Below are 2,741 nucleotides of genomic sequence, written 5' to 3'. Positions count from 1 at the left end.
GGCCCCGGGTGCGCCGGCGCCGCCGGCGCCGTCCCCGGCGCACCCGGTCACGCCGGTGACCAGCGCGCCGTCCGAGCAGATCCCGGACGAGGCGTCCGAGGTGGTCGCGCTCACGAACGCCGAGCGGGCCAGAGCGGGCTGCGCGGCGCTCACGGCGGACCGCCGCCTGACCGCGGCCGCGCAGGCGCACAGCGCCGACATGTCCACCCGCGACTACTTCAGCCACGACAGCCCGGACGGCCGGACGCCCTTCCAGCGCATGGCGGAGGCCGGGTACGGGTTCTCCGCCGCGGCGGAGAACATCGCCGCGGGCCAGCGCACACCCGCGGAGGTGGTGCGGGGCTGGATGAACAGCGCCGGGCACCGCGCGAACATCCTGAACTGCTCGTTGAGGCAGATCGGCGTGGGCTACGCCACCGGAGGCCGTTACCGCACCTACTGGACGCAGGACTTCGGGACGCCGTAGGCCATGCCCGACAGGTGCCGGCCGATGGCGGGCGGTCCCGGATCCGGGCGAGACGCTCTCGTGCCTGTCGCTTTCTGTTCCCGGACAGCCGCTTGCGTGGTATCCGGGTGTGGGCCGTGACAGCTGTGACCGTCATCACCGGTTAGTCTGGCTTCCCGGTCACGTCGAGTCGATGCCGGGCCGTTGGAACGACGTATCGGCAACAGAACGTGACGGGATGTGACGCCTATGATATTGACTCTTCCAGGAAGGCGATGAGGGGGGACGTGGCTCGCGCGGTCGTTACTGGCGCCGGCGGATTCATCGGGGACGCGGTCGCGCACGAGCTGCGTCGGCGCGGTTACCACGTCATACCGGTCGATGTCCGCCGTGGTCCGGGCATTGTCGTGGCGGACGTCACCCAGCCGGCGGAGCTGGGTAAACTGCTGGTCGGTGTCGATCTTGTCGTGCACGCGGCGGCCGTCGGCACGGGCGGCGGCGGGGAACTGGACGCGGTGCGCGCCGGCGTGCGCCGCCGCCCGGCCCCACTCACCGACAGCGAACTACGCTCGGTGACGCTCGGGGGTACCGCCGGGCTGCTGGACGCGTGCGAGCGCGCCGATGTCGGCCGTGTCGTGCACCTGTCCTGCGTGAGCGTGCTGGGCGCCTCCTTCCCGGACCTGGTGGACGAGAGCGCGCCGGTCACGGCCACCGGCCTGACGCGCCCGGACGCCCTCGCCGCGGCCGAACGCGCGGCGCTCGCCGCGTCCGCCCGGGGACTGCCGGTGACGGTGCTGCGGGTCGGCGACGCCTACGGCCCGCGGGCCGGCCGGTGGACGCTGTGGCCGCTGCTGCTGCTGCGGGCGGGGCGCTTCGTCCTGGTGGACGGCGGCCGGGGGCTGCTGAGCCCGGTCCACGTCGATGACCTGACCGCGGCTGTCGTCACCGTCGCCGGGGCCGAGCGGACCGCTGGCGAGATCCTGCACGTCACCGGCGGCGAGCCGGTCACCGCGTCGGACTTCTTCGGCCGGTACGCGCGGATGGCCGGCGTGCCCCTGCCGGGCCAGGTGCCGGCGGGGCTGGTACGCGCGCTCGACGCCACCGACCGGCTGCTGTCCGGCCACGGCTGGCTGTCCGGCCGGGTGACCTCGCGGCTGCATCCCCGCGGCTATGTGGATCTCGGCCCGCTGACGCTGGCCGAACTGACCCGTACGGGCACCTACTCGATCGCCAGGATCCGGCAGCTGGCGGGCTGGCAGCCGCGCGTCGGCCTGGACGAGGGGATGGCCCGCACCGAGGCGCTGCTGCGGGAACGGGGACTGCTCGGCGTCGCGGAGCCCGCCCGCCGTGGCTGATGCGCCGACCCTGACGACCCTGCGTCTGCTCGCGCTTCCGCTGACCGTCTGGAACGCCGGGTTCGTCGCCGAGGAACTCGGGCCGCTGCTGGTGGGCACCCACCTGCCCAAGGTGCAGGGGATCACCATCGACGTCACCGGCGATCCCACCGAGACGTTACGCCGCGCGCTGCGCCGCCGGGCCAGCGCCGGGCGTGGTGTGATGACCTGGACGATCCGCGGTGACGACTCGGCGGCCATCGGGCTGCTGGCGGTGGACGCGTTCGGCCGGCGCGCGCTGGTGTCGGTGTCCATCGGGCGGCCCTACCGGCGTCACGGCTATGCCACCGAGGTGCTGCGCGCGCTGGCCGGCTGGCTGGAGTTCCGCGGCCCGGTCGTGGTCGAGGCCCGGTTGCGCCTGGGCGACCGGACGAGTGAGCGGCTGGCTGTCGCGACCGCGTTCGTGCCCACCAGCATCGTCCTGCCGGGCGGCTGGCGGGTCTGGTACCGGCCACCGCCATACTGATCGTTTCTGTGTTCTCCCTGCTCCGGCCCGCTTTCGCCGGATCCGGTCGCCGTTGCCCGATCCGGCTTTTTTCGTCACGTAACGCGACCGCTCCGGACCCGGTGCTCACCGCTCGACGGGATGCGGCACCATAGGATGCGATGTCGCGAATCGGGCGGTACGGCTGGCCGCCCACTTCGCGACTCCGTGTCGGCTGACCGGCCGCGCGTGTCCTGGATGGGGGGCGTACGGCTGGCGCGCAGGCGCTGGGGAGGTTCTCAGAGTGAGCGTGGAAACCCAACGCGAAGCCGCGTTCGCGGGAACCCTGGACGGATCAGCGCCCGGGCCGCGTGCCTCGGAGGTCACCTACGATCATTTGATCATTCCGCCGCACTGGCGCCGCTCGGAGGAGTCCGGCCCCGGCGCGCACAACCCGCTGTTCGCGGGCGATCTTGTC

The 2,741-nt window shown here is 73.1% G+C and carries 3 protein-coding genes; all 3 read left to right on the top strand.

The window, feature by feature from the left end; genetic code table 11:
• The coding region (locus tag NBW84_RS13475) for a CAP domain-containing protein (protein ID WP_250285057.1) at positions 1-466 on the top strand (466 nt) is incomplete at its 5' end.
• A 266-nt stretch (positions 467-732) separates the two neighbouring features.
• The gene (locus NBW84_RS13470) at positions 733-1,800 is read left to right on the top strand and encodes an NAD-dependent epimerase/dehydratase family protein (RefSeq protein WP_250285056.1); all 1,068 of its coding nucleotides are present in this window, start codon (positions 733-735) and stop codon (positions 1,798-1,800) included.
• Positions 1,793-2,305, top strand: coding sequence for a GNAT family N-acetyltransferase (locus NBW84_RS13465; RefSeq protein ID WP_250285054.1), 513 nt, complete (start codon positions 1,793-1,795; stop codon positions 2,303-2,305). Before NBW84_RS13470 ends, NBW84_RS13465 begins: the two co-directional genes overlap by 8 nt.
• The last annotated feature ends 436 nt before the right edge of the window (positions 2,306-2,741 follow it).

It is taken from the genome of Protofrankia sp. CiP1_Cm_nod2 (assembly GCF_920664355.1).
Taxonomy (GTDB): Bacteria; Actinomycetota; Actinomycetes; order Frankiales; family Frankiaceae; genus Protofrankia.
This window is presented reverse-complemented; position numbering and strand designations above follow the sequence as displayed.